The organism is Limnohabitans sp. (genome assembly GCF_046052825.1).
GTDB lineage: Bacteria > Pseudomonadota > Gammaproteobacteria > Burkholderiales > Burkholderiaceae_C > Limnohabitans.
The window spans coordinates 1-11,287 of the sequence record NZ_JAVLFP010000081.1; the positions used below are offsets into that span (position 1 = coordinate 1).

Sequence of the window (11,287 nt, forward strand, 5' to 3'; positions counted from 1 at the left end):
CGGGTGAAAACCGATGGCACGCTGGACACGGCGATGACCGATGCGGCCCAGTCGGGCCTGAGCGCGGCCAACGGGTCGGTGGTGGTGACCGCCGTGGGCGCGCTGAGCGTGACCCAGGCGGTGGCCCTGACAGGCACCAGCACCGTCGGCAACCTGTTGTTGCAAGGCGCAGGCACCGGCCTGAACGTGACCGCCGGGGTGAGCACTGCCGGCGGCGGCGTGAGCCTGGTGGCCACCGCGGGTGACGTGACCTTGGGCGCCACAGGCGACATCACGGTGGCGGGTGCGGGCACGGTGGACGTCGAGTCCACCACAGGTGCCGTGGCCATGCAAACCAGCGGTGCCGACAAAAACGTGATCCAAACCAACGGCGGCAAGGTGCGCTTGAGTGCGGCCACGACCGGCAAAAACCTGAGCTTGGGGCTGATCGACACGCGGGCTGCCACAGACCGCACGGCGTCGAGTTTGACCAGCCAAGGCCTGTGGGGTGGGGTGAGCTTGATCGCAGGCGGCGCGGTGTCCGACAGTGACACCAGCGGCGCACCGGCGGTGTATGCCTTGAGCTTGCGCATCAACGCCGGCACAGGGATTGGCAGTTTGTCGTCTTCGGTGAATCCGATCGACTTGGAAACTTTGTTGCTGTCTGCGGTGTCTGCCAGCGGGGCCGTGGCCGTGACCGACGCGTCGGCCCTGGCGCTCGACAGCGTGTCGTTGAGCATCAACCGGGTGACCAACACCGGCGCTTTGAGCAGCAGCGCCATATCAGATGCCACCCAGGGCGGGGCTTCGACCTCGAACGCTTCGGTGGTGGTGGTGGCGACCCAAAAGTTGGAACTCAACCAAGCCTTGACTGTGACCGGTACCTCGGGCTCGGTCTTGCTCAAGAGCGTGAGCGCAGGGGTCAAGCTCAGTGCGGCGTCCACCGTGGCTGCGGGCTCGATGAGCGTGGTGGCGGCGGGCGATGTGGAGTTCACCTCGTCGGGCGACATCAACCTGGCCCTGGCAGGGCAAACGGTGGATGTGGAATCGACCACGGGTGCGGTCACCATGGCCAGCACTCCGAGCGACAAAACCGTGTTCAAGACCAACGCGGGCAATGTGCGTGTGAGCGCTGCCACAACCGGCAAAGACCTCACGCTGGGTTTGGTGGACGCACGCAGCGCCGCCGACCGCACGGCCTCGGCCCTGAGCGGCCAAGCCAGCTGGGGTTCGGTGAGTTTGATCTCGGGGGGGTCGGTGCTCGACACCAGCAGCGAAGGCGCCACCGGCAGCGCGCCCATCGACGTGTACGCCGCCAGTTTGCGTTTGAACGCAGGCGCTGCTGTGGGCGTGTTGGGCAGCACGCCCATCAACCCCAATGTGCTGGAGCTTGAGGTTCAGAAAGTCAGCGCTGTGACACGCGCCGGCGGTGTGGGCGTGAAGGCCATCAACGCCATCGAGGTGGGCACCACGGCGGCCGTGGCGGTGAGCCGGGTGCAAGCCGATGGCACGCTGGCCGCGGGTTCGACGGACGCGGCCCAGTCGGGTGTGAGCACGGTCAATGGCTCGGTGGTGATCACCTCGGGCGCCTTGTTGACGGTGAACCAAGCCATTGGTTTGACGGGCACCACCAGCCTGGGCAATGTGCTGTTGCAAGGCGCCGGGACAGGCGTGGCGGTGAATGCCGGCTTGACCACGGTGGGCGGCTCGGTGAGCGTGGCCGCCAGCACGGGCGATGTGGTGTTGGCCGCCAGCGGTGACATCACCACGGTGGGCAGCGGCACGGTGGACGTGATTGCCACGACCGGCGAAATCAGCATGCAAGTCAGCGGCAGCGACAAAGCGGTGATCCAAACCAACGCGGCCAACGTGCGCTTGAGCACCTCGGCCGCCGCCAAGAACGTGACCTTGGGTCTGGTGGATGTGCGCAGTGCGGCCGACCGCACGGCGGTGGCCCTGACGGGGCAGGCCAGCTGGGGCTCGGTGAGCGTGACGGCGGGTGGCTCGGTGTTGGACGCCGACAGCAGCGCGGCCGTGGATGTGTATGCCAACAGCGTGCGCCTGACGGCCGGTGGCAGTGTGGGCCTGCTGGGTGCGACGGCCAATGCCTTGGAGACCGAGGTTTCAAAAATCAGTGCGGTGACTGGCGATGTGACCGCCGGTGGCGCCTCAGCCCCTGGCGGGGCCGTGGCGGTGAACGATGCCAGTGCGCTGGACGTGGGCACGTCGGCCGTGGTGAGCCTGAGCCGGGTGCAAGCCAGTGGTGCGTTGGCTGCGGCCAGCACCGATGCCGCCCAGTTGGGTGTGACGGCAGCCAATGGCTCGGTGGTGATCACCGCCGCGGGCGCCTTGACCGTCACCCAGGCGGTGGCGCTGACAGGTGCCACCACGGTGGGCAACCTGTTGCTGCAAGGCACGGCCGACACGGTGACGGCAGGTCTGAGCACGGCCGCAGGCTCGGTGAGCTTGCTGGCCACAGCCGGTGACGTGACGATGGGCTCGGCCGGCGACATCACGGTGACCGGCAGCGGCACGGTGGACGTGCAAGCGGCGCAGGCCTTGAGCATGACCAGCGCAGGTGTGGCGGGAACGACCAACGAATCGGTGGTCTCCACCAGCGGCAACGTGAGCCTTAAGGCGTTGGCGGGGAGTGTGAGCCTGGGCCAAGTCAGCAGCGGCGGCCAAGTGGCCATCGTGGCGGGTGGCTCGGTGGTGGATGGCGACAGCGCGGTGGATGTGACGGCCTTGGGCCTTTACATGGGCACAGGCACGGCGGGCGGCGTGGGCAGCAGCAGCGACGGCTTGGACACCTCGGTCGACACCTTGGCGCTGTCGGCTGGCACCGGCGGTGTGTTCCTGAAAGAAAGAACCGGTGTGACGCTCGACAACGTGTCGGTGGTGGTCAACCGGGTCAACAGCAGCGGTGTGGCCCAAGCGCAAACAGCGGTGGCGGGCAGCACCGTGAGCACCACCTCGGTCATGGGCTTGGACATTGGCGGTGCTTTGTTGGCCACCGACGCCAGCCACAGCCTGCAAGCCACCTCCTTGGTGGTCAAGGCGACAGGCGATGTGGGGTCTGGCACCCAAGCGGTGGCGACCCAAGTGGCGCAATTGGCGGTGCAGACCGGGGGCTCGGTGTTCTTGAGCGAGGCCGATGGTTTGCAAATCAACGCCTTGAATTTAGGTGGGGTCTACCAAGTGCAGGGCCTGCAAGCTGGCGACGCCGTGGCGCTGCAGGTGGGCACACTGGCCAGCCACGACCTGCAAGTCAACGCCGCCGTGCAGGCCGCGGGCAACGTGCGCCTGGGCGCTGCGGGTGCGGTGAGTCTGCAAGCGGCCTTGACCAGTGGTGGCTCGGTCACCTTGCTGGCCGATGGTGGCAGCATGGCCTTTGGCAGTGCGGGCAACCTGACCCTCACAGGCAGCGGCACCTTGGACGTGCAAGCGGCACAAAACTTGGTGATGGCCAACACGGTCAGCACGGGTGGCAACGTGAGCCTGGTGGCCACCGCCGGCGACGTGTCGCTGGGGCAAGTGACCAGCACCGCCCTGGTGGCGGTGGTGGCGGGCGGCTCGGTGATCGATGGAGACACCGCCTTGGATGTGACGGCCTCGGGCCTGTCCTTGACCACGGGCGCCAGTGGGGCCGTTGGCAGCAGCACCGACCCGCTGGAGACCTCGTTGGACACTTTGTCTTTGTCTGCTGGCAGTGGCGGTGCTTTTGTGACCGAAACCTCAGGCCTGCGGGTCGACGCTGTGTCGGTGGTGGTCAACCGCGTGCCCATGAGTGGCTCGGCGGTGGCCCAAACGGCGCTGGGTTCTGCGGTGGGGCAACTCGCAGCGTCGGGCGGCGGCGGCGTGAGCCTGCGCTTGTCGGCGGGCGACTTGTTGTTCAAAGCCGGTTCACAGGTGCAGACGACGGGCAGTGGGGGCATCAGCCTGACCTCGGACCAGGGCTCTGTGGTGCAAGAAAAAGGCAGCGTGGTGAGCAGCCAAGCAGGCGCGGTGCAAGTTCAGGCCCAAAACAAAGCGCAAATGACCAATGTCTCCACCGTCAGTGGCGACGTGGGTGTGTCGTCCACCCAAGGCGCGTTTGAGGTGCCTGCGGTGGCACCCGGTGAGGTGGTGGACTACGGCGGCAAGCCGGTGCGCGTCAAGAGCACGGATGTGCAAATCAGCGCCCCGGTGGTGAGCGCGGGCAGCAGTTTTGAGATGACCTTGCCCAGCCAGACCAGCAACTTGGACACCATCACCAGCAGCAACTTTGTGAAGGTGGCCACGGTGGCGCCGGTGGACCCGACCCGGGCGTTTGTGGTGGGCGACCTCTTGTCCAGCGGCAATGCACCCACCACCGACATTGTGCGGGTGGACCGCTCGGAAGTGGGCTTCATTGGCAGCACCGACCCGACCAAGCAGCTCAAACAGATCATGGTGGGCAGCCAGTCGCCCGGACAAGCCATTTGGTTGCAGTCGGACACCAGCACCCACGGGGCCTTGGTGTTCAACGCGCCCTTGGTGTTGGTGGCCTCGGGCTTGTTGGTGGTGCCAGGGCAACCCACCACCAGCAGCTCGGTCAAAGTGGTGGGGGACATCCAAGGCAAGGGCATGACCATTTATGGTTCTGGCTCGACCGTGACCTATGACGGCGCCAACGTGCTGGAGGAGGGCGACATCACGATTTACGACTCGGTGGTGGTCAACCAAGACACTACCCTGACCGCGGTGGGCGGCAACATCACCATCCAAGGCCACATCACGGTCAAGCCGGGTGTGACCCTGACCTTGGTGGGCAGCCAGGTCACGCTGGGATCAGGCGTTTACAACGGCGTGACACGCAGCGGCGTGGAACTGCAAGACGATGCCACCCTCAGCACCGACATGGCCACGCTCAAGATCACCGCCGACGACTTGTCGTTGGACGCGGGTGTGACGCTGGATGGCGGATTGGTTGGGAAGTTGGTGCTGCAGGGCGGCCTTCTCGGCAGCGCCAAAGCCGCGCAATTGACCGCCCTGGCCTCGGCCATGGTCAACAGCAGCTTTGCCGCGCTGAGTCTGGGCGACAGCGCCACCGCATTGACCTTGGGCAACGACAGCTTGCTCAACGAAGGCGTGAGCACCGTGACCCTGCTGGGCAGCCAAGTCAGCCTGGACGATGTGGTGACAGGCACCGCCAACTGGACCACCAACAGCGCCTCGCTCAAGCTCCAAGCCAGCGGCACCGGGGTGGGCGCGCGCGATGTGCTGGTGGATGTGAAGTTGGTCAGCGCCACCCACACCGACATGGCCTTGAGTTCTGCATCGGGCAATGTGACCATGACCGCCGCAGCCAAGCTGGCCGCAGTGGGGGGCAATTTGACCCTGCACGCCGCCAGCGACGTGGTGGTGGGCGAGCTCAATGCCAGCGCCACCACCGCCGCCAGCGTGGGTGGGGTGGCCTTGGACAGCACCGGTGGCACGATCCGGGCCGCCTCGTCGGCCACCGGATCGGTGGGGGCCAAAACCGTGTCTATTTTTGGCAATGGCCCGAACGTCACCGACTTGGCCACGCAAACCGCCGTCAAGGTGCAGGCCCAGCAAATGCAGGTGTCGGCACCCAGCGGCTCGGTGGTGCGTGACTCGGGGGCCGGTGGCGAAACCTACTACACCTTGATCAAGCGCGGCACTTACTACCGTGAAGCCACGGTGGTGGGCACGGCACCTTCCCATGTGGTGGTGGCCAAGGCACAGGTCAGCGGGACCCCAGAAAACGCGTTGGTCAAGGCCGTGGCTGGTTTCAGCCATTACGTGGCTTTGCGCAATGCGGGCTTGCTCAGCACCACGGTCACCTTGTCGGGGGCGTCGCAGTCAAACACGCTGAGTGGCTTGATGCAGGTCTCTGTGCCTGTCGCTGCCCCCAGTTTCATGCCCGCTGCCAGCGTTCCCGCTGCCTCCCCCTTGTCTGGCGTGTCCAACAGCCAGCCCTTGTTGTCTGACCTCAGCTACGGCTTGGGCAGCACCAGCGGCCCAGCGGATGTTCAGATCAACAGCGCGGTGAATTGGGCCACGGGCTTGCCGGTGGCCGAGAACAAGCTGCTAGTGGAAGTCGTTGCGATTTGAAGTTACACCTACATTCGGTTCATTTAGAATCGACTGTTGATTTTGTTACTAAAGACAGTTTCTTTACCAAATTTTGGAGTTTTGATGTTTGAAAAAATGGTTCCCGTGAACAAAGAGCGTCATGCACATTCCAAGGTCAAGCCTTCGGCTGACTTTGCATTTGCATCCAAGTTTCACATTGCATATGTGACGATGCACGAGTTCGTGCGCGCGGCCGCAACGTACCCCATCGTTTTCTTGGAAGACAAAGAAGCCGACGACTTCCGCCCCGTGGTGTTGATGGGCTTGGACGCTGGCGAGAACTTGTTCATCGACGAAGAAGGCAATTGGGAAGCGTCTTACGTGCCCGCCATGATTCGCCGCTACCCCTTCGCCTTGACCAAAGTGCCTGACGAAGACCGTTATGTGGTGTGTGTGGACGAAGCCAGCGACTTGCTGAGCGAGACCGACGGCAACGCCATGTTCGACGAGCAGGGCAACCCCACGCAAGTGATTGAGAACGTGCGCCGCTATTTGGCCGAGTTGCAGCAAATGGACCAACTCACCCGTGAGTTCACCAAGTTCTTGGGCACCCACAATTTGTTGACACCATTGAACATGCGCGTGAACGCTGCCGACCAAGTCAAGAACATCACCGGTTGCTATGTGATCAACGAAGAGCGTTTGAACAACTTCTCGGACAGCTTGTTCTTGGAAGTGCGTCAGAGCCGTTACTTGCCCGCGATCTATGCCCACTTGATTTCGTTGCCACAGATCGAGCGTTTGGTGAATTTGAAAAAGAGCTTGGTGGAGCACGCAGCAGATGCTGACGCCTCTTCCACCAAGTCGACCGCAGCGCGCAAGCGTCGCACCACCACGCCGACAGAACACTGATCACCTGGGGCATTGAGTTGTGACTCGTTGGATGCCCCTGGGGTTTCATGCGTGTGTGCTGGGGTTTTGGGCCCTGGCTGTGAGCGGCGCCGTCTGTGCAGACGCGCCCGCCGCTCTTTCCGTGAGCACGCCGTCACAGCCGCCTGTGACGGTCAGCGCTTCCCCCGCCGACACGGTGGCTGCGCCGCAGGCGCCCAAATTGATCCTCAATCCCACCACCTTTGCGCAGCTGTTGTTGCTGCGCAGTTTGGAGATTGAGTACAGCCGCTACAGCAAAGACGTGGCCCAGCAAATGGCCCAAGCGGAATCGGCTTTGTACGAAACGGTGCTGTACGGCAACTACCGCAAGACCGACACCCAGCGCCAGCGCACGACGGAAGAGAAGGCCATCACGATGCTCTCGACCAACGATTACGTGTTGTACGAGAACGCCCGCAATGCCGAGATGGGCATCAAGCAGCTGCTGCCCTCGGGGGCTGAAGTCACCATCGGGGGTCGGGTGGTGGACCGCTCCAACAACATCATGGCCAAGTACAACACCAACGTCGAGGTGACCAGTGCGCTGGTGGTGACCCTGAAGCAGCCTTTGCTCAAAGGCGCGGGTGTGACGGTGACCGAGGCCGACAAACGGGTGGCTGAGTACGAGTCGATGATCCAAGCCTGGCTCTACCGCCAACAGTTGCTCAAGGTGATGGGCGATGGCTTGTCTTTGTTTTGGCAAGCCCACATGGCCCAACAGGTGGCTCAGCTGCGCTTGGAGATGCTGCGTTCGGCAGACGCCATGATTGCGGATGCACGGCAACGTATCTTGGCAGGCAAGTTGTCGCCGCGCTCGGTCCAAGAGCTGGAGCGTTTTCGTTTGACGCGTCAGGGCGATTGGGTGCGTTACCAACAAAACGCCAACGAGTTGCAGTCGCGCGTGATCAATGTGCTGAATTTTCGACGCGCCGATTTGTCCGGTCTGGAGTTGCAGCCGACGCGGGTGGACGCCTTGCCGCTGTCGATGTTGGAGGGCGGCACATCGCTGAATGACGCGCTGGACAACTGGGCGCCTTTTCAGGTGTCGCGCTTGCGGGTGGCGCAAGGCCGAACGCGCTTGGCCTACGCGGCCAACCAACGCTTGCCGGTGCTGGATTTTCAGTACTCGTATTCCTCCAATGGCTTGGCTGAGACTTTTCGTGGTTCAGCCAGTTTGGTGAAACAAAACACCTACCCCGACTGGTGGGTGGGTTTCAATTTTGAGATGGGCTTGAGCGGCGGTGAAAAGACCCGCTCGCAATTGCAAGCGCAGCACTTGCGGGTCATCCAATCGGAGACCGAGTTGGCGGCGGTGCGCTTGTCGCTGGAGAACGATTTGATCTCCAAACGCGAAGAGGTTCTGAGCATCCGCAAAGAGGTGGAAATTTACCAGGCCGATGTCAAGCTCAAGACGGCTTTGCGCCACAGCGAATGGACGCGCTTTCAGGCCGGTTTGGGCTTGGTCAACACCTTGCTGCAAGCCGAACAAGATTTGCTGGAAGCGCGGGTGCGCATGCTGGACGCGATGGGGCGACTGGAGACCACACAGCTGGCCTTGTGGTTGGCCAATGGCACCTTGTTGGAAGCCCACAACGTGCAAGCCCACTTGCCTCAAACAACTTTGCAATGACCATGAACAAAAACTTTTTACTGTTGTGCTGCCGCCGCGTGGTGTGGGCTTGTCTGTGTTTCGCAGGGGTGGCAGCGCAGGCGCAAGAGGTGGTGGGGTTGGTGTATTCCGAGCACGACATCCAACTCAGCGGCCCCGTGGTGGGCTTGGTGCAGCGGGTGTTGGTGCGCCCCGGTGACCGCGTGAGCGCTGGGCAACCGGTGATTGAGTTGGAAGACAGCGTGCAGCGCATCGAGGTCAAGCGCCGGGCCCAGGTGTTCAAGGACAACAGCGAGTTGGATGCGTCGGTGGAGCGTTTGGAACTGGCGTCCAAGCTGTGGAAGATCAGCCAAGAGGTGAGCGCGGCCACGCAGTCCATCTCGGAAGAAGAGTTGCTGAAGTTGCAGATGGAAATTTCTGCTGCAGCGGGCAAGGTGCTGCAACTCAAGGCGCAGAAAGTGCGCGAACAACTTGAAGTCGAGGGTGCTCAGGCTGATTTGGCCTTGCGCACCTTGCGCGCGCCGGTGGCCGGTGTGGTGACGGATGTGTTGTTTGATCCGGGTGAGTGGGCCAAGTTGGGCGACGTGATTTTGAAGATGGTGGATTTGTCGCAGGTGGAGTTGCGGCTCAATGTGCCGCCTGCGTTTGCCGCAGGTTTGAAGCGCGGCGATACGGTGCCTGCGGTGTTTGAGTCTGCCAAGGGCACCTCCGTGGCGGGTGTGGTGAAGTTTGTGTCCCCCGTGGTGGACGCTGCCAGTGGCCTGGTGGATGTGCGGATTCGTTACCCCAATCCCCGGGGCGACATTCGCCCAGGCTTGAAGGGCACTGTGCGGGCCACGAAGTCGGGCACAGGCGGTTGATGTGGTGACCCCGACCGACCCACGTCTGGTGATTGAGGGCTTGCAGCAACTGGTCTGCGAGCCCCGCACCGCCACGTTTTACGCCGACTATGCGAGCTTGGTGGCTGCCTTGTGCCGCGCTGACCGCACGCTGGTGATCGAGGCCTTGGATGGCCAGTGGTTGTTGCGTGGCTGCCATGGCACACCAGAAGACGCCCAATGGTTGGTGGGGCAGATCAAGGGCGCCATGATCGAGCAAGCCGACCGCTTGGGCTATGCCCACGAAACGGTGACTTGGCCCGATGGTTGGGCGTCGATCGTGTTGCTGATCCCGCTGACCGACGTGGCGAAGACGTATCTGCTGTTGACCTTGCCTGAGCGTGAACGAGGCGCTTTGAAAGAGGCCTTGGTGCGGGCCTTGCTGACCAAAGATTTGCGTCCTCTGGCGGTGCCAAAACCGCAGACCGCCGTGGCGGCTCAGTCCGGTCAAGGCCAGGACACCAGTTTGCTGGACCTGCTCGATTTGGCCACCTTGGTGATGCAGCAGCGCCACTTTGGCGCCGCCGCTTTGTCCTTGGTCAACGGCGTGGCACGCCAGCTCGAACTGGCCCAAGCCGCCCTGTGTTGGCGCGAGGCCAGCGAGGGCGTGTTGTTGGCGGTCAGCCACATGGACCACTTTGACAAGACCTCGCGCTTGGTGCGCGGTTTGGAGGCTGCGGCGGGGGAGGTGCTGTCGGTGGATCAGGTGGTGCGCGCCGAGCGCACGCCGGCTGGCGGGGGCGCACAGACGGCACCCGCTGCGCACCTGGCCTTGTTGGAGAACATGCCTGACATCGACGGCGTGCTCAGCCTGCCTTTGCGCGACGAGTCGGGCATGACGCAGGCGGTGCTGATTTTGATGACCAAGCCGCGCGCGGTGGACGACGAGGTCTTGAACCACCTGTTGCTGGTGCTGGAGATGATCTATCCCCGCTTGCGCGAGCAATACCAGCAGCACCTGTGGGTGGGCGGACGTTTGAAAGCCCGCTTGCTGGACGGCTTGCAGTTGCTGCTTGGGCCCGGGCGGCCCTGGGTCAAGTTTGGCGCAGTGTGCGTGGCCTTGACGCTGTTGGTGTTGACGTTTGGGCGCTGGGATTACCGGGTGGAGGCCTCGTGCCAGCTCACCACCGACAGCACGCGCCAAATCACGGCGCAGATCGATGGCCGCGTGGACCAGGTGTTGTTTGACACCGGGTCGTTGATTCACGAAGGCGACGCGCTGCTTGTGCTGGACTTGGTGGACCTCAAGCAGCAAGAGCTGGAGGTGCTGTCTGAGATGCGTCGCTACCAGGCGGAAGAAGACAAGTCGCGCGCCACCCTGGCCATCGCCGACTCGCAAGTGGCCCGCTTCCGTCGCGAGCAGGTGGAGGCGCGCTACAAGCGCATCTTGTTGCAACAAGAACAGGCTGTGCTGCGCGCGCCCTTTGATGGCGTGGTGGTGGAAGGCGAGCGGCGCAATTTGTTGGGCGCGTCGGTGCGCAAAGGCGACAAGCTGTTGCGCGTGGCCCAGGTGCAGGGTTTGTATTTGGCCATCCAAGTGCCTGAGAAAGCGATTCGCGACATCGAGCCCAATGCACAAGGGTCGATGCTGTTGCTGAGCCAGACGGGCCATGAGGTGCGCTTCAAGGTGGCCAGCTTTGTGCCCATGGCGCAGGTGCGCGGCCAAGAGGGCAACCACTTTTTGGTCAAGGCTGAAATCTTGGGCCAGCCCGAAGATTGGTGGCGACCTGGCATGACGGGTTTGGCCAAGATCGAGGTGGGTTCGCGCAGCATTGCTTGGATCGTGTTCCACGATTTGGTGGACTTGGTTCGCTTGAAGTTCTGGTTCTGAGCC

5 protein-coding genes are annotated in these 11,287 nt (G+C 63.1%); all 5 read left to right on the top strand.

Features of this window, described 5'->3' with window-relative positions; translation table 11 throughout:
* Positions 1-33 precede the first annotated feature (33 nt).
* Complete coding sequence (locus tag ACKWJN_RS13520; RefSeq protein ID WP_408597710.1) at positions 34-6,075, top strand: beta strand repeat-containing protein; 6,042 nt, start codon at positions 34-36, stop codon at positions 6,073-6,075.
* 84 nt (positions 6,076-6,159) lie between these two features.
* Positions 6,160-6,948 (top strand): SapC family protein, encoded by a 789-nt coding sequence (locus tag ACKWJN_RS13525; protein ID WP_408597712.1) that lies wholly within the window; start codon positions 6,160-6,162, stop codon positions 6,946-6,948.
* 121 nt (positions 6,949-7,069) lie between these two features.
* Complete coding sequence (locus ACKWJN_RS13530; RefSeq protein WP_408597714.1) at positions 7,070-8,596, top strand: TolC family protein; 1,527 nt, start codon at positions 7,070-7,072, stop codon at positions 8,594-8,596.
* Between the two features lie 2 nt (positions 8,597-8,598).
* Entirely contained in the window at positions 8,599-9,435 is an 837-nt protein-coding gene (locus ACKWJN_RS13535; RefSeq protein ID WP_408597716.1) for an efflux RND transporter periplasmic adaptor subunit, read from the top strand.
* Between the two features lie 4 nt (positions 9,436-9,439).
* Positions 9,440-11,284 carry an efflux RND transporter periplasmic adaptor subunit gene (locus tag ACKWJN_RS13540; protein WP_408597718.1) on the top strand — a complete coding sequence of 615 codons (1,845 nt, stop codon included), beginning with the start codon at positions 9,440-9,442 and terminating at the stop codon, positions 11,282-11,284.
* Positions 11,285-11,287 lie beyond the last annotated feature (3 nt).